Below are 24,022 nucleotides of genomic sequence, written 5' to 3'. Positions count from 1 at the left end.
GTTTGTGGTACAGGGGGAAATACACATGATTGTTTTAAAATTTCATGAAAGCTTTTCACACAAATGCCTGTTTTTATGAGAGTTCAAAACTTTGGATAATCAATCAATGGGATGTCGATACAATATATGGGGTTATTCCAATTCGAAGGGCAAATTAAGTATGAAAAGCTAATGGATAAAAAAGGTAGTCCTGTATTTAAGTTGTTCATTCATGTTCGAAAAAAAGGGCATCGCGGAAAATTAGCGGATGTCAGCTTAAAAGCAAGGGGGGGGAAGTTGGAAAAGGCGTTTCAGGCGGAGAGGAGTCTTTAAGATCTTTGTTATTTGCATTATCACTACTACAAAATCTGGAGAATCAAGCTGGATTTATTGTACTAGATGAGTTTGATAGCGCGCTGGACGAAACGCGTAAGGCGACAGTTTTTGAACTCTACGCAAAGGAACTTCAACGTATATTAATTGTTTTATCGCCAAAGGCACACGAAGATGTGTACTACAATCAATTTTCAAAAGCGTTCATCGTTTCGCACGATCCAATTAAAATGAAGAGTAAAGTAAGAGGAATAGCCATTAAAAAAGTTGATTGAATCCATTAAGTAACGAACTAGTAAATAGATAATATCAAGTCTAATTCTGAATAAAGGGAAATGCTTCCATTATGTCGAAGTAGTAGAGTGTCAACCATCAATATAATGAAATAACATGAATCAAAAATAGAGAAATATTATTAAAAAGGGTGAAAAAAATGAGTACAATGGATAAGCAACTTTACGATTACATGATCGCAAATCTGACCGCCATATCAGATAAATGGCTTACCCTTCGTGATGAAAAAAGAGGGTCCATCTATTCCTTGGAAGCTGGTGAATCTGCAGAAGCGTTACTTCGTGAACAAAATCGCTTAACCAATCTTACCGTCACCAGCATACTTTTGAATGATAAACATCTATTTGAAACCAATAAGGAAGAATGGGCGCGCGAAGTGGCTGAAAGTAGAATTAACAGCAATACGTCTGTACCGGAAGTGCTCGGTGCTCTTAGTAAAGCCAGGCAAACTTACTGGTCATTCATAGAGGAATTTGCAAAATCCAAAGGGAAAGAAGTCACCTCAGATGATTTGTTAAGATGGGGAACCTCAATCCATTTGGCATTCGATGAACTCTATATCCATTTTTCTGAGATGTATTACAAGATAATGAATAGCAGACTTGCGGTGCAACAAAGCCTAATCGAAGAATTGAGTTTTCCAATCATACAGCTTAATGGGACGATTGGTGTGTTGCCGCTGATCGGTAATATAGATACGTTTCGCGGGGAAGGTTTTTTGGATTATATCCCAGCGAAATGCGTTGAATTGGATGTAACCCATTTGTTCATCGATTTATCGGGCGTGTCCGAAATTGACACGATGGTTGTGCAGCAAATCAATCCGTTTATGCAAGTGCTAAAATTGTTAGGGATAAATTCAACATTGACAGGAATCCGCCCAGAAATTGCGCAAACTTCCGTTCAGTTAGGATTGGAATTTTCCCATTTCGATACATACAATTCCTTGCAGCAAGCGCTCAGTGAACTATATCCACTAACGTTGGATAAAAACCAAAATAAATAATATGTATACCCAAACAGCCTATCTGAACTATATCCTGAATCTGGACCACCTTGAAAAAGGCTTAGGATTCGGGTTATAGTTCAATTTAACAACGCATGATAGGTTACCGAAATCTGTTTACCAAAAAAATGCTGAAGCTAAGGCTATGCCAGTAATAGCGCCAAGGGCAATTCCAAATCCAAATCTAAATCCTCCAAAACCGAATCCGCCGAACCCTAATCCATATCCGCCAAGACCTTCAGTAGGTCGAATCCAGACCATATCCCTGGTTACTCTCGTAATTTCTCCTCTATGAACCCGACCATCGCGGCATGTAATTCTTACATTTCTTCCGTGATATCTACAGCAAAGATCATAAAAATTAGTTTGAGACATTATTATCCTCCTTTCAAACATATTTACACATAGCATGTACTGTTAACATATGATGAAAATGATGCATAGTAATAGTTAAACGTCTAGACCTGTCCATATTTGATTCATTTAGAATAAATATAAAGGATGAGAGACTCGTCAGTTATCCAAACACAAAAATGGCTTTATAAATTTTTCCGTGCATGTGCGGAGAAATCGAAAGAAAGCCCATATGTTCTTCAATGTAAGATGCTATGTGCACCAATCGTAGAGCCGTTTCCTGAAATAAACCCGGAAGAATTGCAATATGAGCTTCTTAATCATGGATTATTTGATCCTGTTAAATGGGCGGATATAAGAAATCAAGTGGAAATACTCGAAAAACGAAGTATCTGGCAAATTGTTGATCAGGAATATCAGTTTTTGAAAACTTTATGGAAAGGTCCAGAGGTAGCAATCTATATTTTTCCTTTAAATAACGTGAATCTTAATAAGTCCGAGCAAACACCTACTAAAAACGGTGTAGCATATAAAGGCGCATTGTTTTTGTTTTTATCTGATGGGCTTAGATTAGAAGAAATAATGGCATTATTAGCGCATGAATACAACCATGTTTGCCGATTAAATTATTTAGGAGTAGAAACTAAAAAAATCCCATTAAAGGATTCACTAATTATTGAGGGCTTTGGGGAGTTTGCAGTCAAAGAATTATACGGCGAAAAGTGGTTGGCGCCATGGACTGACCTTTATTCATTTAAAGAGTCAACCGCAATATGGACCAAACACTTCATTCCAAAATTAAATTTGCTGGGCACCAAAAATCATGAAATGTTTTTATATGGAAAAGCGAGAAGCCCATTTCCTAAATGGATTGGGTATCATATAGGTTATCAAATTGTGGATTCATTCCAGAAGAAGCACGGTCCTTTTAACAATTCAGAGTTATACCGTAAGTCATCTGATGAACTCATTGCTGGATCTAACTTTCCGGCAAATTAAAACAATCTATTCCTAGTTAGTCATCTGGGAATAGATTGTTTTATGTTTATATTAATTGACATCGGAATGCACGAAAGCCAATGACATCATGGTTTTGGGTAATGAAACGGTCATGCTCATCCCATAGATCATAGAGGTCCGCATTTATATTTTCTGATTGATTACTATCATGAATATCAGTTTGGATAAGTCCAGAGGGAGTTTCGATTATTTCAATCTGTGTAAATCCAGCTTGCTGTAACTTCGATTTCCACTCATGCTCATTCAGGATTTCATGGATGCCGTATAAGCTGGATACTTTATTGCGTACCTCTTCAGATAGGGATTGTTCAGCTGCCATTTCAATCAAAATCAGTCGTCCGCCGCTTTTCAATACTCTGGATAGTTCATTCAGCGTCTTGGAAATAGTAGTAAAAGAAATGACAGATTCGGCTATTATTAAATCGAAGGAATTATCCATCAGTTTTATATTTTGCGCGTCTCCTTCCAACACTGTGATAGATAAGTCATTGCTTTCGAAGCGTTCTCTTGCTTTCCGAATCATTGTGGGGTGATTATCTACTGCTGTAACTTGACATTGGAACCTTTGAGCCAAGAATGCAGCTGTCTGGCCAGTTCCGCAACCGATATCTAGCACGGTGTCATTGGGCTGAATATTTTCATCTTTCAATATGGACTTTGTTAGAGAAAATCCGCCGGGATGCGCACCGCCAATTCCAAAGCTAGCGACTAAGTCTAAATAGGTATTACGCATTAGGTATTCTCCTAGCTTTACTACATTTTCGATTGATTAGCAGCCATAACCCCCGTCAAAACCATTATCAACAAAAGCGGCACCAACAATAATCAGCAAGATAAATAATACAACGATTAATGCGAATCCTGACCCATATCCAAAGCTGCCAACTTTATTATCAATTTCAGAAGACATTCTATCCACCCCTTTCCTAATGACATATATATAGAATATGAGTCGGTATAGGAAATCTCAGGGCAAGTGGGAAAAAACATTCGTTAAGAACTCTTAAGAGCACCCAGGTTCTAAAATAAAAGAGCTGGTTAATAGATTAGTAACACACAATCCATTCTTAAAGGTGGTTTATCAATTGGCCAAAGCATTTCTCTATGTCGCAAGGGTTTTTTTAGGTGTGGTTTTTCTCGCTGCAGGAGTAAATGGTTATTTTGTCATCATTGATCTTGAACCCTTCATTGCGACAAGTCCTGAAGCAATGGCGTTATTCGAATTTAAATATCTGTTAATCTTTGAAAAATCTTTAGAAATTATATGTGGCTTACTACTTTTACTTAATCAGTTTGTCCCATTAGCTATTTCAATATTAACCCCAATCATTGTTAATATCTTCTTACTTCATTTATTCCTCGACCATTCGTTACTTCTTTTAGCAGCTCTGCTTCTCATTATGCATGGTTATATGTTGTTTTATTATAGAGAGAATTTTATGAGGATTTTAGAGAAGAAACCCTCTTCATAACGCTTTGTGAAGTATTGCAAAGTTTATTTATGTTGCCTCAGAAAAGTTTGTAAAAGTCCAAACCTGAACACCTTTCTATATGCCGAATAATATGTAATGGGAGGATAAGTGTTTTGTACCCGGAACGACTAGAAGGGGAGTGTAAAATGTATAAAAAGCTAGCTGTAGCTATTATTCATGGGATCGGTGAGCAAACGGAAGGTTACGCCGAGAAAACAATCGCTCTAATTAATAAGAAATTCTCCGAAAAACTTAACCGATTGGTTGAAGACCCTTCCTCATATTTGATAATTCAACCGATTGTATGGTCCCAAGTTTTTGCGGAAAGAGAGCGTGATTTATTTAAAAAAACAGTTCTTGAAAACCATTTAAGGTATCAAGACCTACGAAAATTCGTAATACAATATGTAGGCGATGTCGTTGCGTATCAACCCGTAGAGACAGCGGGACATAATTATGAAAAAGTACATGAGATGATAGGCGAAAGCCTTAATTTACTTGCCAATGAAGCCGGGGACGATGCACCTTTATGTGTCATTTCGCATAGTTTAGGTTCTGTAATTGCAAGTAATTATGTTTATGATTTACAAATGAAAAAAGGTGATGCAAGGAGTTTGTCGCCGTTGGAAAAAGGTGATACCTTAACTCTATTTTATACACTGGGGACAACATTGCCGCTATGGAGTTTACGTTATTATAATTTTAACCGCCCTATTAATATTCCATCTAAAGAACTTCGAAACTTTTATCCCGGTTTAAAGGGTGAGTGGATCAATTTTTATGATAAAGATGATATTTTAGGCTATCCATTAAAAGGTGTAAGCGAAAATTACAACCTGGCCGTCGATGAAGATAGGAAGGTTAATGTAGGGGGCTTATTCACTAGCTGGAATCCACTTTGTCATAAAAAATATTTTAAAGATAAGGATGTAATTGACCCGATTGTAGACGGGTTGGTTCGAACTTGGCGACAAATTAATAATATGTAAGTTCCTGTTTGGCATAAGGTATCTGATTCAGAAGCAATTCAAAGGTGCTTTGGAATCGGATACTGTTTTAATATAAAAAAATCGTATCTCCTTCACGAATATCCTTCTTGTCTATCGTCATCGTAATGTTGGGACCATTAGTTATTTATTTGATTCAGACGGTTTTTTAGAGGATCCATTCATTGCAATAAAGTATTTTTAACCTCGTCCTAAACTATGGACGGGGTTAAACCTGTTTATTTAAAATTCAGAACATAAGCCGTTCTCAGAAGGACAGCTCATACATAAAATACAAAAAGGGGAAGAGGTGATGTTATGTTTGAACTTTATGATGTAGTTATCATTCCTTTGATTTTGGGGATTGTAGAAATGTTTAAAAGAGCAGGAGTAAGTAAGAAGTTATTGCCATTTATAGCGTTAGTTCTCGGTATTGCAATCGGTGTAGTATACGTGACCGATTTTGATTGGAAGCAAGGGGTGTTAGTCGGTGCGATGCTTGGACTTTCTGCCAGCGGGCTATACAGTAGTTCGAAAAATACATTTGAAAAGAGTGACGAGTAATCGTTGCTCTTTTATGTGTAACACAGTTGAATACTGTATTGCCTGGATCTTGGTTTCAATATCCAAGACATTTCTCCTACTATATGTGCTACAATCGATAGGTAAATACATACTTAAACTAATTTAATTTCCGGTTCGGGGAATACTAAATAACAGAACCAGTTCCTCAGACTAGTCAAAGGTCTTGAAGACTGGTGCTTTTTATGAGAGCCATTATAGGAGGATTTATGAATGACCATCAAGAATAATGACCGCCTGCTTCGAATTAATACGACAAGTTTGAGTGAGGAACCGAGTCAATCCGCTCATTATAATCACTACGAAGCAACGCCATATATTGTATTGGATGCACTTTTTGATACATACAAATTAAAGAAAACAGACGGTCTTGTCGACTACGGTTGTGGAAAAGGACGCGTCATGTTTTATGTACATAGTCGTTTTAATGTTCCAGTAACTGGGGTTGAGATGAACGATCAACTCTGCCATAAGGCACTCACGAACATGACGCATTATTTACAAAAAACAAAAGGAAAAAGTCCCGCAATCCGGGTTAGCCGTTGCAAAGCGGAGGAATATGCTGTGGATGAAAGAGAAAATCGGTTTTACTTTTTCAATCCTTTTTCAACAGAGATATTCATGAAGACTGTCAATAATATTTTAAAGTCGGTAGAACAACACCCCCGTGAAGTCGACATCATTCTTTACTATCCAATTCCGGAGTATGTGGATTACCTCGAAACAAGTACGCTGTTTAATTTATATCGTGAAGTTCAGGTTCCAGGACTTTATAAAATTAATAACGACGAAAGATTTTTGATTTATCGACTCGGAAATTAATTCGCATTAAAATAATAAATCCCTCAATCGATTATTCCGATTGGGGGATTAGTTATTCAACCTTGGACAATCTCATCTTCTTCAAACACATCTAATACCGGTTCTGTTCGCCGCTTCAATATGAGTAAAACGCCGACTAACGCTATAATGTTCACGACTAATCCAAGCCATACGAACGATGTCAATCCGAACACAAGATACCCGATTAGTGAAGTAAAGGCTGCGGTTAAGGCATAAGGAATTTGCGTCGAGACATGATCCATTAAGTCGCATTCGGCTCCAATCGCGGACAAAATCGTTGAATCGGAAATCGGCGAGCAATGATCCCCGAAAACCGCACCAGCCATTACGGCACCAATTGTTGGAAGCACCCATTCAGGATTTGTCGAGCCGACAACAGTTGCGGCTATCGGAATCATGATGGCGAACGTTCCCCAAGATGTTCCCGTTGCAAACGACATAATACAACCTAGCGCAAATAGAATCCCCGGAATCACCCACATCGGAATGTTTCCTTCGACTAGGGAAGCCAAAAACTGTCCAGTTTCCAAACGACCTACAATATCCCCGATTGACCAGGCAAGTACTAGAATCATAGCCCCGCCGAGCATGCTTTCCATTCCTTTTGTAAACGTCGATAAAAACTCTTTCGCTTTCAATTTTTTTCTCGGAATATAAAGTAATGCAGCAAGTACAACGGATACAACAACCCCGTAAACGAGAGCCAACGTAATATTACCTTCGCCAGACGCTTCAATTAAGCCAACTCCGCCACTAAAATAACCGCCAGAGTTCAGAAAGAAAAGAATCGTACCGATAATCATCGCCAATATAGGCAATAGTAAATCCAGTGATTGAGTGAACGGAACTTTTGTTGCGACTACTTTTAATCTTTGTTCGTTCCTGAGTGCGTCCACAGCTTTTTGTTCATGTTTTCTCATCAAAGGAAAATCCATGCGGAACCAAATTATGAGGAAAACCAACACCAGTGATGCAATGGCATAATAATTTGCTGGCAACACGCTGAAAAAAGCGGATACCGGGCTATGCCCAAGCCCATATGTTTTGATCGGCTCAGCAAGCAAGGAAAAGGTATAAGCACCCCAACTCGATAAAGGAATCAGTACGCAAATCGGAGCGCCAGTGGAATCGATTAAATAAGCAAGCTTTGACCTTGAAACCCCGTGGTTGTCTGTGATAGGCCGCGCAATTTGACCGACAGCCAAACTATTAAAATAGTCGTCGATGAAAATTGCATAGCCGGTGAACATTGTAACAAGCTGGGCTCCGACGCGTGTTTTGACTTTGGACATCGCCCATATGCCGAATTGTTCTGTCGCGCCCGATTTTGACAATAAAGCCGTGACGCCGCCCAACATTAAAGCGAAGATGAGTATCGGCGTTGTCCATTCCGGGTCAGCCACTTGTGTGAAAATGGTTTGAAACGAATCGCTTAATCCGCCGGTGAGCGAGAAGTTCGCTAAAATTAGCGCGCCGCTAACCACGCCGAGTAATAGCGAAAGGATGACTTCTCGTGTAAGAATTGCGCAAGTGATTGCGAGAAGCGGTGGAATAATCGACCACCAAGTTGCTTCCATTCAAGTTCCTCCTTTTTATATGAATAAAATAGCTAGTCCATTTGCTTTCGTTATCCTATGAGTTGCTGATGAACTTTATTTCATTCATACAAAAAAGGCTGCTTCTATTTGTTTGGTGAATATAAGCTGTAAATCTCAATATCCTTAATCCACACCTTCGCATTGGCACCGTTCGGATCTGCCAACCACAAATCTCCTTTCAATTCCACGAAATCGTTTTTTCTGTGCCAAGTAATTTTCATGATAGAACTTAAAAATTGTGGATCGAAATCTCCTTTATCTTTGGGAGGCGTCGTGATTTTTAGCTGCTTCTGACTTGCCAGCGACACGTAGTAAAGGGATGGTTTTGGCCGCTCTTTTGGCTCATCTGACCAATCGCTTTCCTTCACTCTCGAAACAATTAGCGAACCGTCTGTAACCCAGGTAAACCCTAGTTCTGCATGATTTTCTGGTGTAAGGCTCTCGGTATAGTAAGCGGGTAGTTCGGTTACTTTTAAATCCTTGTTTTTAAAACCGAAAACAATCCGGCCGCCGCCGGCAATATAACCAAGCAGGTTTTTCCGGGAAGCCCATTTCGGTTCGAAATTGAGAATAACTTCATCAATCACTTCAAATTCTGTACCGTCAACTGAAATGACGCTAAGCATATCGCTATCCATCGACCAGGATGCAGTAGGATAGATAATGAATGACAGCCATTTTTCATCTGGCGAATAAGTAAATGATCCTGCACCTAATGCCAAGATTTTTGCATTTCCATTTCCAACTTCTGTCGGAATTGTGAAGAGTTTTTTTACATGCGCGGTTAAGTCCATGATGTCTTTATAACCCTCTTCAATTGAAATGGTATATAAGACAGGATTGGTCCATCCATCGGGTCGCATCGAAGCGCTAGACGATGCAATGAACCCTTTGCCGTTAGGTTGCCATCCGAAATCATCTACACCCAAAGCGATATTGTAGAATTTCTTCAAATCTGAAATGTTTAATACCCCACTTTGGCTAAATGCAACGATGTTTTCGGTCGGAGACCATTTCGGATTTTGGCCGTCATAAAAGATTTTCTGATGTTTTTTTGTTCTTAAATCATACACCCATAACTCATTTGATGTTTTTTCAGATTCATCTATGTTTCCAGGTACAGTCTTTTGATAAAGAAGCATACTCCCGTCGTGAGACCACTGGGGCAGATAGTCGTAAGACGCTTTTTTAGCCGTCAGTTTTTCTTCCATGTCACCGACTTTCACCCACAAATAGCCATCTCGAACAAACGCCACTTTAATACCAGAACTGTTTGTATCCGCATGAATAATTGAAGGGAAAGGGAAAATCAAACAGAAGATAATAATGATATGAATTGGTTTAAACATAAAATCACCTCTTAGCACTTATGTTTTCCCGTAAATGAAAAATTATTTATAGAATATAAAAAGCTCAAGCAGTGGTTCTGCTTAAGCTTTCAAAGAATAGTTGTGGATAGGCAGCGTATTATTAGCATTTTTTGCAAGATTTACATTCGCTTTTCGGTGCGCCACATTTCTTGCACTTCGCCACATATTCACTCCTTTTTCCGGAACTCTATCAATCATATTCACCGATTCCAACGATTATGAACTGAAAAGTGTATTGATATGCTACAATTATCTGAAATCTAGTCTTTCTATCAACCTGGAGGTAATTTGATGAAACCAAAAGTTTTTATCGCATATCCCATTACAAAAAATGTTGAAGATTTCATTGCGGAGCATTGCGAGATTCATAAGTGGCAAGGGAATGGACGCGTCCCTACAGATATTTTATTGGAAGAAATTGCGGAAGTTGAAGGGCTCTATACGTCGGGAAGCATGACTGGGCCAATTAATGAAGAGCTATTAACACATGCGCCGCAATTAAAAGTCGTCAGTAATGTTTCGGTTGGCTACAATAATTTCGACGTGGCGGCGATGAAACAACACAATGTTATCGGAACAAACACCCCGAACGTTTTGAATGAAACTGTCGCGGACTTGGCATTCGGTCTTCTATTAGCTGCCGCAAGACGCATTCCAGAACTAGATCGTTTCGTCAAAGAAGGAAATTGGCAACCGACAACCGATTACGTTGATCTATACGGAAAAGACGTACACGGAACTACGCTAGGAATTATAGGAATGGGAAGAATCGGGGAAGCGATAGCCAAACGTGCGAAGTTCGGATTTGATATGAATATCCTTTATCATAATCGCAATCGAAACCATGAAGCTGAAGAGAAATACGACGCTGAGTATTGTGATTTGGACGCGATACTAATGAAATCAGACTACGTATTATTGATGACCCCATTAACGAAAGAAACTTTTCATTTAATTGGTGAAAGAGAATTTAAGTTAATGAAAGAAACGTCAATCTTTATCAACGTATCGCGAGGCCAAACGGTTGATGAACAAGCACTTATTCAGGCATTGGAAAATAAAGAGATTTACGGTGCCGGTTTAGATGTATTCGAGACAGAACCGGTAGAGTCCGACAATCCATTACTCAAGTTTCCAAATGTCGTTACAGTCCCGCATATCGGTTCGGCAACAGCACAAACAGAAGAAGCGATGGCGATGCGAGCGGCCGAAAACTTAGTCGCTGTTCTGACCGGAAAAGAGCCGATTGATCCGGTAGTAGCAAGTAGAAAATAAACAAATTATAAACACTGATTAGCTTGCTTTAGGCATCCGAATTAGTGTTTTTCTCATTTAAATAAGGCAAGCTTGGGAATTATAAAAATCCCCTCTGCATACTATATATAAACCATACCCTAAATGGAGGGGGATATAATGGGTATATTAAATAAGGTAAGGAATTTCAGAGAAGAAGAAGACAGACTTCAATGGGAGGGCACATTTGAAGAATATTTAAACCTGTTGAAGGAACGAAAAGAAGTCGCCCAAACTGCCCATTCACGTGTTTATAATATGATTAAAAGCGCTGGGGTGACTGAAAATGATGGCAGTAAATTATACGACTTTTTCGGTGAAGAAATCTTTGGCCTAGAAGAATCGATTCAACGACTGGTAGAGGAATACTTTCATCCTGCTGCCAAAAGACTTGATGTCCGTAAACGTATTCTATTATTAATGGGGCCAGTCAGTGGCGGGAAGTCGACAATTGTCACGATGCTTAAACGCGGACTTGAACACTATTCCAAAACAGATGAGGGCGCAGTTTATGCGATTAAAGGCTGTCCGATGCACGAGGATCCGCTTCATTTAATCCCGATTCATTTACGTGACGATTTTTACGAGGAGTATGGGATTCGAATTGAGGGAAGTTTGTCGCCACTAAACGCCATGCGGCTTGAACAAGAGTACGACGGAGAAATTGAAAATGTGCTGGTGAAAAGAATCTTTTTCGCGGAAGACAAACGCGTCGGTATTGGAACGTATACGCCTTCCGACCCTAAATCCCAAGATATCGCGGACTTGACGGGCAGCATCGACTTTTCGACAATTGCTGAATTCGGTTCAGAATCAGATCCGCGTGCTTACCGTTTTGACGGGGAATTAAACAAAGCCAACCGCGGCATCATGGAGTTCCAAGAAATGTTGAAGTTGGATGAAAAGTTTCTTTGGCTTTTATTATCATTAACGCAAGAAGGAAATTTCAAAGCTGGAAGATTCGCATTGATAAGCGCGGATGAGCTAATTGTCGCGCATACGAATGAAACCGAATACCGCTCATTCATTTCAAATAAGAAAAACGAAGCACTGCATTCAAGAATTATCGTCATGCCGATTCCGTATAACTTGAAAGTGCATCAAGAAGAGCGGATTTATGAAAAAATGATTAATGATAGCGAAATGGACCATATTCATATCGCGCCTCATGCTTTACGGGTTGCCGCTATTTTTTCGATATTGACGAGATTAAAAGATTCAAAAAAGCAAGGTGTCGACCTTCTTAAGAAAATGCGACTTTATGACGGGGAAAACGTAGAAGGCTTTAATCGGGTGAATGTGGAAGACTTGAAAAAAGAGTTTCCCGATGAAGGCATGGACGGCATTGATCCGCGGTATGTCATTAACCGGATTTCATCGGCGATTATTCAAAAGGAAGTCCCGGCGATCAATGCGCTTGATGTCCTGCGTTCTTTAAAAGACGGGCTTGACCAACATGCATCGATTTCCAATGAAGACCGTGATAGGTATTTGAATTTCATCGGAATTGCGAGACGCGAGTACGACGATATCGCGAAGAAAGAGGTTCAAAAGGCTTTCGTTTATTCGTACGAGGAATCTGCGAAAACATTGGTTGACAATTATCTGGATAATGTTGAAGCTTATTGCAATAAAAATAAAATGAGGGACTTGCTCACTGGGGATGAAATGAATCCAGACGAAAAGCTCATGCGTTCCATAGAAGAACAAATTGGCGTGTCGGAAAACGCGAAAAAAGCTTTCAGAGAAGAGATTCTCATTCGAATTTCTGCATATGCCCGAAAAGGAACTCGGTTTGATTATAATTCTCATGCGCGTTTACGAGAAGCGGTTGAGAAGAAGCTGTTTTCGGATTTGAAGGATATTGTAAAAATCACGACATCGTCTCAAACGCCAGATGAATCGCAACTGAAAAAGATCAATGAAGTCGTTGCGAGTTTGATCAATGAATATGGGTATAATTCAATTTCTGCAAATGAATTACTGCGTTACGTTGGAAGTTTATTAAACCGATAAGTCCCTTTTGGAAAACAAGACTATTGTTTTAGAGTAGTCTTGTTTTTTCATCTAGGAAATTACTTGTTTGTACTTGCATATGATGAAGAAAGTATCCGCTCTAAACTCTTAAAAGATAGTAGGTGAGGATAAAATGAACAAGAAAAAAAATGATCTTTTTATTGTCTCACAGGAAAATTGGTCTCTTCATCGGAAAGGTTACCAAGATCAGGACCGCCATATGGAAAAAGTCAAAGAAGCGATTAAGAATAATTTGCCGGATTTGATCAGCGAGGAAAGCATCATCTTATCGAATGGGCAAGAAATCATCAAAATTCCAATTCGCTCATTAGATGAGTATAAAATTCGTTACGATAATGATAAGTCAAAGCATGTGGGGCAAGGGGACGGCGATAGTCAAATAGGTGACGTTGTTGCTAGTGACGGCGGAAAGTCGGCCAGTGGAGGTTCAGGGCAAGGGAAACAAGCGGGCGACCAACCCGGTCAGGATTATTATGAAACTGAAATTTCTATGGCAGAAGTCGAAGAAGTGCTTTTCAAAGAGCTAGAACTTCCTGACTTGGAGGAAAAAGAACAAACAGAAATCGTTTCCGAGGATATTGAATTTAATGATATTCGGAAAAAAGGACTTATCGGTAATATTGATAAAAAGCGAACGATTTTAACGGCCATCAAACGGAATGCAATTAAAGGGAAAGCTGAAATCACGCCAATCCATTCTGACGATTTACGCTTCAAAACATGGAATGTGGTAGAAAATCCAGAATCTCAAGCAGTTGTTCTTGCGATGATGGATACAAGTGGCTCGATGGGGACTTTTCAAAAATATATTGCCAGGAGTTTCTTCTTCTGGATGACTCGGTTTCTACGCACTAAATACGAAACCGTGGAAATTGAATTTATCGCCCATCATACTGAAGCGAAAGTCGTGTCTGAGGAAGACTTTTTTTCAAAAGGTGAAAGTGGGGGCACGAGATGTTCATCCGCTTATTTAACTGCTTTGAATCTGATTGAAGAAAAGTACAATCCAGCCCGTTATAATATTTATCCTTTTCATTTTTCAGACGGTGAAAATATGTCGTCCGACAATAATTTATGCATCGATCTCGTTGGAAAACTAATGGAAGTGTCGAATATGTTTGGTTACGGGGAAGTCAATGCTTATAGTCGCTATTCAACCTTGATGAACACCTATAAAAAAATTGAAAACCCAAAGTTTCGGCATTATGTCTTAAAGGAAAACAGCGACGTATATCATGCATTAAAAAGCTTTTTTCAAAATAAATCGGAAGGATTCGATTAATGGAGTTAAAATCGCTGCATTACGCAATCGATGAAATTACAGAGATTGCCGCCGATTTCGGTCTTGATTTTTATCCGATGCGCTATGAAATTTGCCCTGCTCATATCATTTATACATTTGGCGCATACGGCATGCCGACACGATTTACGCACTGGAGTTTCGGGAAACAGTTTCATAAAATGAAATTGCATTATGATCTCGGATTAAGCCAAATCTACGAACTCGTTATTAATTCGAATCCGTGTTATGCGTTTTTATTGGACACGAATAGCTTGATTCAAAATAAGTTGATCATTGCCCATGTTCTTGCGCACTGCGATTTTTTCAAAAATAACGCGCGCTTTTCGAATACACGGTCAGACATGGTAGAAAGCATGACAGCCACAGCCGAGCGCATTGCCACCTATGAAGTGATTCACGGAAAAGACGAGGTAGAGCGGTTTCTAGATGCGGTGTTAGCCATTCAAGAGCATGTTGATCCATCGATTATTAAGCGGGACAGAGCGGCCGAAAATCTGACAGAAGAAGCAAATAAGAAAAAAGTCAATCGAAGAGGTCCGTACGATGATTTATGGGGATTAGATGAACAGGAAGACGAGACGATTGAACCGAGTCACGGCAGGAAAAAAACGCCTTCAAAACCTGAGAAAGATATTTTGTTATTCATCGAGCAACATAGTCGGGAATTGGAAGATTGGCAACGCGATATTTTAACGATGATGCGAGAAGAAATGCTTTATTTTTGGCCGCAGCTTGAAACGAAGATTATGAATGAAGGATGGGCTTCGTTTTGGCACCAACGAATCTTGCGAGAAATGGAACTGACGTCAGACGAATCCATCGAGTTTGCGAAGTTGAATGCGGATGTCGTTCAACCCTCAAAAACCAGCATCAACCCGTACTATTTGGGATTGAAGATATTTGAAGACATCGAAAAACGATACAACGAACCATCTGCCGAAATGATAAGATACGGCGCTAAGCCAAATAGCGGCCGAGAAAAAATGTTTGAAGTGAGAGAAGTGGAGTCCGATATTTCCTTTGTCCGCAATTATTTAACAAAGGAACTTGTCCAACAAGAAGATCTTTATTTGTTTGAAAAAAAGGGGAAAGAATATCAAATTACCAGCAAGGAATATGAAGGCGTGAGAGATCAGCTGATCAATATGCGGGTGAATGGGGGGTTCCCATACATCGTCGTGAAAGACGGGGACCATTTGCGAAACGGCGAACTCTATTTGGAACATCGCTATGAGAAAACAGAACTCGACATCAATTATTTAGAAAATGTCCTGCCGTATATTTACCAATTATGGGGACGCATAGTTCACATCGAAACGACCGTTAATAGAAGGAAGGTAATCTTCTCGTATGGCGGAAAAAAAGTCCACCGCGCTTATATTTGAATATGAAATGCCCATTTGGGAAACGACTTTCCGGCGTTTCCCAAATGGGCATTATTTTTTAGTTGACCACGTAGGTGACTAATCCTTTCACATTCGCATACAAAGCGGCATGCGTCCGGTCCGCAAGATTAAGCTTTGCCAGCACTTGACTGACGTGTTTTTTAACGGTGTATTCCGTAATATATAATTTCTGCGAGATTTCTTTATTGGAATGGCCCATTCCCAATTCGAGCAAGACTTCTTTTTCCTTTGGCGTTAACTGTTCAAATTGACCATCAACCTTGATAGGATTCCTCGAGTCGATTAATAAATCCATCACGCCAGGATCATAATACTTTCGCCCTCTAGCAATCACTCTAAGCGCATGAATAAGTTCCTCAGGCAACGCCTCTTTTAACACATAGCCATCGACCCCTATTTCCTTCGCGCGTTTAAAATCCGCCTCATCAGTAGAAGAAGTCAGGACAATGAATTTGCAACCCAATTTTAGTTGAAGCGCTTCGGCGATTAAATCCAACCCAGACTCATTACCCAATCGAAGGTCAACCAAAGCCAAATTAGCTTTCTTAGTTTTAAAAAGTTCAATTGCCTCTTTATGATTTCGAGCTTCTCCGACTACGTCCATGCCTTCCAAAGTAAGGATTGTATTGAGACCTTTTCGAACCAACGGATGATCGTCCACGATGACAACTTTCATATTAGCCGATTACCTCCTGCATGATTTTGGTTGTATATGGAACATCTACAATTACTTCCGTACCCCCTTGGTGCCTTTCAGTGATTGAGAATTGACCGTCAAACGAACGAACAATGTTTTGCATATTGTATAAGCCGATACCTTTTACTTTTTCGACTTTATTTTCATGCTTATTAATCCCGATTCCGTCGTCCTGGATTACTAACACGGTTTTTTCCGCCAGAAGATTCAATTCCACATGAATCACATGACATTCTCCGTGTCGAACCGCATTTCCGCAAGCCTCGCTAATAATTCGATAAATCCCTTGTTTTAAATCTGCAGGCATATTTATCTCATTTCCCGCAAGCTCATAATCAATATGAATATCATTGAGCTTCGCAAAATCATCCAAATATGTTCTTAAGCGGGCAAAAAAAGGTTTTTCACCTTTCTTAATGGAACTTAACCGAAATATCGCCGACCTAAGTTCTTTGATGGTTAAATTAGCAGACTGTGAAAGGAATTGGTATTCTTCATTTAATTGTTCTCTTGATAGATTCCGACTTTTCGCCTGCAATCCATGAAGGGAATAAACAATGCCGAACAATCTTTGTGACACGCTATCGTGAATTTCATTTGCGATGCGATTTTGTTCTTCGATGATCACGGTCTGCTCGATGATTTTATCCAAATAAATTCTTTCAAGCATGATTTCACTGAGTTCGGTTAAAAATTCAAATGTGTTTTTAAGCAAGTATGAGAGATTATCTAGACTCGAACTTGTAATTTGAACGCCCAGAACGCCAATTTTCTTTGAAGTCCTGATCACCCTCATCAAATAGAATTTATCATCCAAGATGCGAATAAAAGGTTCTCGTTTTCCCCTGATAGTAGCCCATTCATGCCTTAGATTGCTTTCAAGGTTGATATTTTCGCTAGAAGTAGAAAGATAGCTAGTGGCATGATTTATATCAGTTAACCAAACAAAAGTAACATCGCTTTGCGTAAATTTCAGCAAAGACGTCGTAATTTCATCAGCCAGTTTTTGCGGATTGCTTTTGGAAGAAAAGTTGTCCATTAAATGATAAAGAGACATGATATGATCAAGTGTTTCCTCATATTTTCCGTTCATTTCTATGAGCTCTTTATTCACAATCAACAGCTCTTCATGTTGGTCTTTTAAGACAGTAGCTTTCGAGCTTAATTCTTTCGTCAAACCAGAAAACAAACTCGCAAGTAATGTGATTAATAAACAAACAAGGTAGAAATACGACTTGTCTTGCAAGATTGCAACCATGCTATCAATTGGAAATAACATATAAGCGATTAAAGTAGCGCTTCCAAGATAAAAAATTAATGCAGCCCAACAAAACCTTGGCGTAAGAAAACTCGCCGCGACAATCACGGGCGTTAACGCATACCAGATAAAAGGACTGGAAATCCCTCCAGTTGGAATCAACAACAACGTCAATCCGATTGTTTCAGTCAACACAATGAGTCTTAGAACTTTATCATTGCCTACATACTTCCTTTGTAAATCAGTCAATATCCCCGCAGCTACAACAAGTGCAGCAACGATTAGAACTTTAAAAATGAATGGAGACTGTGGTCCAAGCAAAAAGAAGAACGATGTTAAGACGAGCGAACTATATCGAAACAAGAGCACTAAACGTCCCTTGCTAGACGGGCTGCTACTAATGAAGTGGTAAAGCTGATTAAACTTTCGCATAAGCTTCATCACCATCTAGAATTTCTTCAGTACTTCGAGCAATCGTTAATTTAACCGTTTCATATCTATACAAGTAATCTCCATCTGCAATGAAATACACGGCGCTTCCGTCTTGATGGGTTCGGTAGTAAAAGATCGGCAGTTCTTTTTCATCAGCAATCTTGATGATTGATTTAAACGATTGGAGTGTAATCATTGTCTTATCGTCAGAATTGATTTTTTGTGAAACAGGGATGAGTCGGCTGCCGTATTTTTTATTGATTTTATCGACTTGGGTTGTAGATGTTTTTTTGCGTGTTGCTACTAAACTTGCATTAAGATAAATAATTGGCAATAGAAGCAGAATCGACAATATCATGCTGATGATTCGAACTGGAACCAAGGGCAGGGCAGTTCCGAAAAAGTTGAAGGTATTCGTGATGATTTCAGACGATGTAAATGGAATTGCAGATGTAAACGATTTATCGCTAATCAGAACAATTTCTTCATAAGACGATTGGAAAACTAAATTCTCTTGTTCTGGTATCGGCATTTCTTTTCCATCATAAGTGATCGTTCCATTAATAGTTGGAACCACTTCAAGCAGATATTGATCGGACCTGATACCCGTTTCTTCTTCTACCTGAGTTATAAATGAATTGATCTCGGTAAGGGCAATATCAAAATTATTGTCTATTAGTATTAGTTCTGTACCTTTTAATTCAAAGACCTGTTTTTCTTGAAGGGGGAAGACCCTTTCCCATAGTTCGCCCGCTTTTACGATTAATTGAATTTCATATGTGCCCGCCGCGGTCACTTCATTGTCGGATTTTATTGTTGATGTGAGATTGATAGGAATTGCAGTGGTGATTTTCTTGAATATCGTATTTTCCACATCGACTGTTCCACCCTTTGGATAAAGGATATTGGGCGTAATCGTCGCTTGGTATTCATAGCTTGTCCCAAATTGTGCCGTGTTGTCGTTGATTTGACTTGTGGTTGTTGTTGATTGTAAAAAAGAGGAGACTGACACAGTTGCTGCGATAATTAACAATCCTGTTAGAGAAAACTTCAGTTTCTTGTTTTTTTTATTTAATAGATTAGAAAAGATTCGTTTCACTCTCAACCGCCCCTTTATTTATCTTCATCTATTTCTGGTTCAACAATCGCATCATCCGTATCTGAATCAACGATTTCATCTTCTCCTGCAGAATCAATGGGTGGCTCAACAATTTCCTCATCTTCTTCAACCACGTTTTCTTCTTTATTTTTATCTTGATTGATATTATCCACATCAGCTTCGGTGGGTTCTGAATTCTCCTCAATAGACTCTTCAATAGACTCTTCAACTTCACTTTGTCCAACTAATTTAGGAATGATTGAATTGATTCTAGCGCTACCGCCATTCCAACGGGCTGTTAATTGAATTACTATGCCAGTTAAAATTTTTGGATCCCCCTTAATGGTTAACTTTTGACTATCTCCAGGATTGAGTGTGAAAGGGACTTTTTGAGCTATGGAAGTAACTGGTTGTCCATGTTCATTCACAACTTCAACATTCACAACAACAATCGCCTTGGCAGTATTGTTTATTACGGAAAAGTTTCCACCTTCTCCGTACGTTACCGCGATGAGAGCATTCTCTTCCGGAACAATTGATAATATTGCACCATTTTTTATTTCGGCACTTGAAAAACTGGTGCCATGGTAAAGGAATAGCGAGATGGACAATAATAAGGCTGTTAAAGAAATGAACCGTTTCAATACGTCTCCTCCTGAATTCATAATAAAAGCCCAACTAAATAGGACGAATGTCCAATTTAATTAGGCCGGTTGCACCAATCACTCCATACGTCCAAGGTGCCCATATAAAGAACGTATATCACAGTTTCCGTACTTAATATTCTCTTGTAAATATCAGTATACCCTATATAATTTGAATTCGCTGTCAATTCATGCAACTGATTCGGTTCTATTTTTGTCTTTAAAGCGAGTTTTTTGTCAGTTCTTCATTATGCTGAGACTAATACTTATTGTCTATATTAGTATTAGCAAACTATAATTCTTTTATTCGTGTGGAAAATGCAAAAAAGGAAGAGTCGATGAAGATAACATCGACTCTTCCTTTTATGGTTTTTTTTAATTTACGGCTTCCGACTCGACGATTATAGATCCCATTAATGCCGCTTGTGAAATTGCATGTCCTTTTGGAACATTAATTTTTACTGCAATATTTCTGATGTTTTGCATACCTGATTTTGTTTCTTTTGTTACTTGATCAATTACTAAAGATTGCCCTTGGGCTCCCCAGGCAAAAACCCCTGACTGAGCTTGTCCCTGATTCACTGAAGCAAATGAAATCAAGTCTGCATAAGGTCCGGTTGCACGAACCGTAACTTTAATTGTTTCAGCTGACTTGTTTCTTAGAGTAAACAAAGGATTCCATTGGTATTCACTATTTGGTTGTAGTCCGTAAAATTCTGCGGCACCAGTACCTCCATTTATACCTTTACCAAATTGGATAAAAAGTTCGCCGTCTTTCACAACAGTAGTATGATCTTTTGCACCAACTGTACTTTGCCAGCTCCAAGGGGTGTTGGCTTCAAGGGATAATAGCGCCTGATTCGTATTAACGACCTTTAATTCTGAAGCACTTGTAACACTTGCCTTATTATAAGACATTGCCGCCATAATACTGGATAGTGCTAGCAATAACACTACCATTAGTAAACCTTTTTTCATCTTCATCTCTAAATCTCCTCCTACATTTTTTAGGCTACGCGCCGTTTTGAAACTACCTTAAGTATAGGAGTGTTATTATTGGTTATCCTCACTCTGTAGTGGGCTTTTGGGGAGGTATTTGTCTACTCTAATTTTCTACTTTGGCTACTCAATCTACTACTTTTGTTACTTGATGGTGCACTTTCGTACCACTTGGATTCTACTTTGGAGGGCTTATTCTACTGTGGATTTACAATAAACTAGAGGTGGGGGGGAATAGTATGAAGCTATTTACTAGAATACTTAATGCATTGTTGGCAATTGCTATCTTATGTACGTTGATTGCAGCAGTTGGTTCAGCGATTACAAAAAAACCGGTCTTACTTAGTGTAATTCGTTCAAATAGTATGTACCCCGTTTGGGAACGCGGCGATATGGTGATCATAAAAAATCTATACGAAAAAGACATAATAGAAAACGGAGATATTGTCTTTTTTGAAACAGAAGAAGGTAATCTCGCTGATAAAGGGTGGATTGCTCACCGAGTAATGGATGGAAATGAAAGTGCAGGTTTCATAACAAAAGGCGATGCCAATGACTCTACGGATCAAAATGTTGGCACCGGTTTAATTGACCGGGAATGGATCGCTGCAAAGGCTTTTACCATTGGCGAAACCCCGATTGTTATTCCAAAACTAGGGCATCTGTCATTATTGGTGGAAAAATACCAGGGTAATTCTTTTTTATTACCTGCAATTGCATTAATTTTAGCTGTGTTAATCGGATTTGGAGAATTAAAGTCTTCACGAATTCGGCAAAAGAAAGAAATCGGAATTGAATTGCAGCTTATTTATATATTTGGAGGCTTAACAATCGTCGTTATTATGGGCGCGACAATGCTCGCTTCAGGACAAAAGATGAATGTAATTTATGAAGTTTCCGAGCAAGGGCAGGGTGTTTTAATGGGAAGCGAAGTTGGTATTTTACAAATCGGTGATGAGGTTTCGCAACCATTATCGGAACTTAAAAATGGCGGGTTCTTTCCATTAATCGGATCCACTACAACGAAAGATAAACAGATTGTGCCAAGCCATAAAAATATAAAACTCTCACAAGGCCAGCAACTAGAAACAACCTATACTGTAACCGCCCAACAGCCAGGTGCGTATGAATCAACTATTCAGGTAGGGTTATTTTACCCGTTCTTACCAGCATCTTTTATTTATTTCCTTTCAGAGAAAAGTTATTGGTTAGCCCTCGTAGTGGTTTCCTTCATACCTGGCTTGCCATTAATCATTTATCCAATGATTGATGGGAAAATGAGAAGGGGAATCTTAAAGTATATAAGAAAGAGAAAAAGGAAATTGCGGAGCGCTTTACCATTTTGATATTAAGAATAAAAATGAACGTTCTCATGTGATGAAAGGGGAACGTTTTTTGTTGTGGACAAAATTATTTTATTTGAATATTGACAACTCAGTTTACATAAATTACTGTTATGTCATACGGTATATCGTGTGGCATAACATGATGGAGGTGTATCAATGAAATACACTGGCGGGCCGATGACTGAGGCGATGTATTATGTGTTATTAACACTTATGAATCCGAGTCATGGATATGGACTGATGAATGAAATCAAGGAAGTGTCGAACGGTCGAATAAAAATGGGACCCGGCACGCTTTACGGGGTTCTTGCACGTATGCAAAAAGAAGGACTTATTACTTTAAAGAAGAATGATGGCAGAAGGAAAACGTACGAAATTACAGCGGAGGGGGAACGTGCTCTTCGTCATGAATATGATCGTTTAAAGGCATTGCTGAAAGACGGAGACATTCTGGAAGTAGGTGATACGAATGGCTAAGAAGGTTCGAAAGTTACTGGGTGAACTTTGGCAAATTGGTGAGCATGAAAGTTGGTTTTCTGATATGGCGAGCGAAGGCCTTCATTTGAAAAAGATTGGAAGGCTATTTGCACACTTTGAAAAAGGCGGCCCAAAAGATGTGCGATATAGAATTGATACGTCAACGACTCGCACGATTTCAGAAGAAGAGAAAGAGCTTTATAGACAAGCTGGATGGACGTATGTAACGAAATTTGGTGAATTCACTTTATTTTCATCAGCAATGAAACTAAATGCACCAGAGTTGCATACTGATCCAGCCGAGCAATCACATACATTGAAAAAATTTGATAATAAAATTAAAAACTCTACAATTCTCTTGGTCATCTTGAGTCTAATCCTTATAGGCATGCAGATTTATTTATGGTTTTTTCTAGCTGGTCCGACATACTCCTTGGTCGAGGGAGGCGGGATTACCTATATTACAACATCACTACTATTCTCAGGTATAGTTTACAAGATGATACGCGGGGTCTTCTCCATTCGTAAATTAAGAAACCACCTGATAGAAGGAAGACCGATTAATCATCATGCTTCTTGGAAAAAATCTCGTCGTGTAAATACAACTTTTATGATATCGATGATTTTAGTTGCCGCGGTTGGTGCTCTCGTTCCTTGGATTCAAATTTTCACGGATCAAACTGAAACTTTGCCACAGAAAAGTAGCGACCTACCATTCGTACGCCTAGCCGATATAGAGCAAAATGCGGACTTAATTCGGGAAGAATACTTTGTTGAGGATAACAGAGATATTCTGAATCAGTATCATTATCATTGGAGCCCATTTGCGCCGCTTCAGTATGAAACACATGAATCAGGTATCATTTCTAATGAGGTATGGAAAGATGGCAGTGGAGAATATTCACCGTATATATATACACAAGTTTATAGGCTTACTTTTCCTTCGATGAATGAAAACTTAATTAAAGATTTGATGGGTAGATACGATTATCGCTACCGTGAAGGTGTCCTTATGAGGCAGGAAAGTGAGGATTTTGACACGCTGTTAATTCGTAAAACTGATGAAGAAACTGAAGTTTTTGCCGCAAAAGGAAAAGGACTCATCCACATAAACTATTACGGTTATGCAGAACTAGACGTAATTTTGAAAAGTGTTGGAGAGAAACTAGCTTTAATTGCTGAATAGCAATATTT

Annotated in this window: 24 protein-coding genes and 1 riboswitch; of the genes, 14 read left to right on the top strand and 10 right to left on the bottom strand. The window is 39.1% G+C overall.

Annotated features, from left to right (window positions below; all coding sequences use genetic code 11):
- Positions 1 to 317 precede the first annotated feature (317 nt).
- Together JSQ81_RS08645 and JSQ81_RS08640 are read left to right on the top strand one after the other, a co-directional pair.
- A complete protein-coding gene (locus JSQ81_RS08645) occupies positions 318 to 587 on the top strand; it encodes a hypothetical protein (RefSeq protein WP_212607225.1) in 270 nt (89 codons plus the stop codon).
- Positions 588 to 745: 158 nt separating this feature from the next.
- A complete protein-coding gene (locus JSQ81_RS08640) occupies positions 746 to 1,612 on the top strand; it encodes an STAS domain-containing protein (RefSeq protein WP_212607224.1) in 867 nt (288 codons plus the stop codon).
- A gap of 117 nt (positions 1,613 to 1,729) precedes the next feature.
- Here the strand turns inward: JSQ81_RS08640 and JSQ81_RS08635 are convergent, their stop codons facing one another.
- Positions 1,730 to 1,987, bottom strand: coding sequence for a hypothetical protein (locus JSQ81_RS08635; RefSeq protein WP_212607223.1), 258 nt, complete (start codon positions 1,985 to 1,987; stop codon positions 1,730 to 1,732).
- A gap of 126 nt (positions 1,988 to 2,113) precedes the next feature.
- On the opposite strand from JSQ81_RS08635, the gene JSQ81_RS08630 reads away from it, so the two are divergent.
- Positions 2,114 to 2,965 (top strand): DUF2268 domain-containing putative Zn-dependent protease, encoded by an 852-nt coding sequence (locus JSQ81_RS08630; RefSeq protein WP_212607222.1) that lies wholly within the window; start codon positions 2,114 to 2,116, stop codon positions 2,963 to 2,965.
- Positions 2,966 to 3,011: 46 nt separating this feature from the next.
- On the opposite strand, the gene JSQ81_RS08625 is transcribed toward JSQ81_RS08630, so the two are convergent.
- Positions 3,012 to 3,719: a class I SAM-dependent methyltransferase gene (locus JSQ81_RS08625; protein ID WP_212607221.1), complete on the bottom strand. Its 708-nt coding sequence runs from the start codon at positions 3,717 to 3,719 to the stop codon at positions 3,012 to 3,014.
- A 36-nt stretch (positions 3,720 to 3,755) separates the two neighbouring features.
- Positions 3,756 to 3,896 carry a YjcZ family sporulation protein gene (locus JSQ81_RS08620; RefSeq protein WP_212607220.1) on the bottom strand — a complete coding sequence of 47 codons (141 nt, stop codon included), beginning with the start codon at positions 3,894 to 3,896 and terminating at the stop codon, positions 3,756 to 3,758.
- A gap of 175 nt (positions 3,897 to 4,071) precedes the next feature.
- Here JSQ81_RS08620 and JSQ81_RS08615 point away from each other — a divergent pair, with 175 nt between their 5' ends.
- The 4 genes from JSQ81_RS08615 to JSQ81_RS08600 all read left to right on the top strand — a co-directional run bounded on the left by JSQ81_RS08615 (position 4,072) and on the right by JSQ81_RS08600 (position 6,848).
- Complete coding sequence (locus tag JSQ81_RS08615) at positions 4,072 to 4,458, top strand: DoxX family membrane protein (RefSeq protein ID WP_212607219.1); 387 nt, start codon at positions 4,072 to 4,074, stop codon at positions 4,456 to 4,458.
- 146 nt (positions 4,459 to 4,604) lie between these two features.
- The gene (locus JSQ81_RS08610) at positions 4,605 to 5,447 is read left to right on the top strand and encodes a chemotaxis protein (protein WP_212607218.1); all 843 of its coding nucleotides are present in this window, start codon (positions 4,605 to 4,607) and stop codon (positions 5,445 to 5,447) included.
- 315 nt (positions 5,448 to 5,762) lie between these two features.
- Complete coding sequence (locus tag JSQ81_RS08605; RefSeq protein ID WP_212607217.1) at positions 5,763 to 6,008, top strand: hypothetical protein; 246 nt, start codon at positions 5,763 to 5,765, stop codon at positions 6,006 to 6,008.
- 231 nt (positions 6,009 to 6,239) lie between these two features.
- Positions 6,240 to 6,848 (top strand): class I SAM-dependent methyltransferase, encoded by a 609-nt coding sequence (locus JSQ81_RS08600; protein ID WP_212607216.1) that lies wholly within the window; start codon positions 6,240 to 6,242, stop codon positions 6,846 to 6,848.
- Between the two features lie 56 nt (positions 6,849 to 6,904).
- On the opposite strand, the gene JSQ81_RS08595 is transcribed toward JSQ81_RS08600, so the two are convergent.
- Both JSQ81_RS08595 and JSQ81_RS08590 read right to left on the bottom strand, forming a co-directional pair.
- Complete coding sequence (locus tag JSQ81_RS08595; RefSeq protein WP_212607215.1) at positions 6,905 to 8,446, bottom strand: Na+/H+ antiporter NhaC family protein; 1,542 nt, start codon at positions 8,444 to 8,446, stop codon at positions 6,905 to 6,907.
- Positions 8,447 to 8,550: 104 nt separating this feature from the next.
- Positions 8,551 to 9,816 carry a TolB-like translocation protein gene (locus JSQ81_RS08590; RefSeq protein ID WP_212607214.1) on the bottom strand — a complete coding sequence of 422 codons (1,266 nt, stop codon included), beginning with the start codon at positions 9,814 to 9,816 and terminating at the stop codon, positions 8,551 to 8,553.
- Between the two features lie 312 nt (positions 9,817 to 10,128).
- Between JSQ81_RS08590 and JSQ81_RS08585 the strand changes: the two genes are divergently transcribed.
- From JSQ81_RS08585 to JSQ81_RS08570, 4 genes are all read left to right on the top strand, one after another.
- Positions 10,129 to 11,112: a 2-hydroxyacid dehydrogenase gene (locus tag JSQ81_RS08585; protein ID WP_212607213.1), complete on the top strand. Its 984-nt coding sequence runs from the start codon at positions 10,129 to 10,131 to the stop codon at positions 11,110 to 11,112.
- A 138-nt stretch (positions 11,113 to 11,250) separates the two neighbouring features.
- The gene (locus JSQ81_RS08580) at positions 11,251 to 13,146 is read left to right on the top strand and encodes a PrkA family serine protein kinase (RefSeq protein ID WP_212607212.1); all 1,896 of its coding nucleotides are present in this window, start codon (positions 11,251 to 11,253) and stop codon (positions 13,144 to 13,146) included.
- Between the two features lie 133 nt (positions 13,147 to 13,279).
- Entirely contained in the window at positions 13,280 to 14,449 is a 1,170-nt protein-coding gene (yhbH, locus tag JSQ81_RS08575) for a sporulation protein YhbH (protein WP_212607211.1), read from the top strand.
- Positions 14,449 to 15,855, top strand: a complete 1,407-nt coding sequence (locus JSQ81_RS08570) for a SpoVR family protein (RefSeq protein WP_212607210.1) — start codon at positions 14,449 to 14,451, stop codon at positions 15,853 to 15,855. Before yhbH ends, JSQ81_RS08570 begins: the two co-directional genes overlap by 1 nt.
- Positions 15,856 to 15,913: 58 nt before the next feature.
- Here JSQ81_RS08570 and JSQ81_RS08565 read toward each other — a convergent pair whose 3' ends face one another.
- The 5 genes from JSQ81_RS08565 to JSQ81_RS08545 all read right to left on the bottom strand — a co-directional run bounded on the left by JSQ81_RS08565 (position 15,914) and on the right by JSQ81_RS08545 (position 20,990).
- A complete protein-coding gene (locus JSQ81_RS08565; protein ID WP_212607209.1) occupies positions 15,914 to 16,552 on the bottom strand; it encodes a response regulator in 639 nt (212 codons plus the stop codon).
- Position 16,553: 1 nt separating this feature from the next.
- Positions 16,554 to 18,263 carry a sensor histidine kinase gene (locus JSQ81_RS08560; RefSeq protein ID WP_212607208.1) on the bottom strand — a complete coding sequence of 570 codons (1,710 nt, stop codon included), beginning with the start codon at positions 18,261 to 18,263 and terminating at the stop codon, positions 16,554 to 16,556.
- Entirely contained in the window at positions 18,250 to 19,362 is a 1,113-nt protein-coding gene (locus JSQ81_RS08555; protein WP_212607207.1) for a DUF5305 family protein, read from the bottom strand. Before JSQ81_RS08555 ends, JSQ81_RS08560 begins: the two co-directional genes overlap by 14 nt.
- A 14-nt stretch (positions 19,363 to 19,376) precedes the next feature.
- A complete protein-coding gene (locus JSQ81_RS08550; protein WP_212607206.1) occupies positions 19,377 to 20,006 on the bottom strand; it encodes a hypothetical protein in 630 nt (209 codons plus the stop codon).
- Positions 20,007 to 20,060: 54 nt separating this feature from the next.
- Positions 20,061 to 20,144, bottom strand: a riboswitch (cyclic di-GMP riboswitch).
- Positions 20,145 to 20,381: 237 nt separating this feature from the next.
- Entirely contained in the window at positions 20,382 to 20,990 is a 609-nt protein-coding gene (locus tag JSQ81_RS08545) for a hypothetical protein (RefSeq protein WP_212607205.1), read from the bottom strand.
- Positions 20,991 to 21,244: 254 nt separating this feature from the next.
- Between JSQ81_RS08545 and JSQ81_RS08540 the strand changes: the two genes are divergently transcribed.
- The 3 genes from JSQ81_RS08540 to JSQ81_RS08530 all read left to right on the top strand — a co-directional run bounded on the left by JSQ81_RS08540 (position 21,245) and on the right by JSQ81_RS08530 (position 24,014).
- Positions 21,245 to 22,351, top strand: a complete 1,107-nt coding sequence (locus JSQ81_RS08540; protein WP_212607204.1) for a signal peptidase I — start codon at positions 21,245 to 21,247, stop codon at positions 22,349 to 22,351.
- Between the two features lie 156 nt (positions 22,352 to 22,507).
- Positions 22,508 to 22,828, top strand: a complete 321-nt coding sequence (locus tag JSQ81_RS08535; RefSeq protein ID WP_212607203.1) for a PadR family transcriptional regulator — start codon at positions 22,508 to 22,510, stop codon at positions 22,826 to 22,828.
- Positions 22,821 to 24,014, top strand: coding sequence for a DUF2812 domain-containing protein (locus tag JSQ81_RS08530; protein WP_212607202.1), 1,194 nt, complete (start codon positions 22,821 to 22,823; stop codon positions 24,012 to 24,014). Before JSQ81_RS08535 ends, JSQ81_RS08530 begins: the two co-directional genes overlap by 8 nt.
- Positions 24,015 to 24,022 lie beyond the last annotated feature (8 nt).

The sequence above is a fragment of the Sporosarcina sp. Marseille-Q4063 genome (genome assembly GCF_018309085.1).
Lineage (GTDB): Bacteria > Bacillota > Bacilli > Bacillales_A > Planococcaceae > Sporosarcina.
Note: the sequence above shows the minus strand (reverse complement) of the source record. Positions and strands in the feature narration are given on the sequence as shown.